1 pseudogene is annotated in these 310 nt (G+C 31.6%); it reads right to left on the bottom strand.

Annotated elements, in window-relative coordinates:
- Nucleotides 1-310, bottom strand: a pseudogene (locus ACYU7A_RS14900) (hypothetical protein); the annotation flags it as partial.

Genomic DNA, 310 nt, shown 5'->3' with positions numbered 1-310 from the left:
CTAAATCTTGGTAGAATGTAATTAATACATTTTGAGTATTGTTGTTATCATTACAATCTGTGTTATTAGCAACACCACAAGCAACAATTGTTGAAGAACCGAAACCATCGTTGTCAGCATCTAAATATTGTATTTGGTTGTCGTTACAATCTGTATTGTTTAAAACATAACCAACAGGTTGCGAACAAGCTTGAGTAGAAACTAATGGATTACCAAAAGTATCACCATCTAAATCTTGGTAGAATGTAATTAATACATTTTGAGTATTGTTGTTATCATTACAATCTGTGTTATTAGCAACACCACAAGC

The sequence above is a fragment of the Flavobacterium koreense genome, from assembly GCF_054776075.1.
This window is presented reverse-complemented; position numbering and strand designations above follow the sequence as displayed.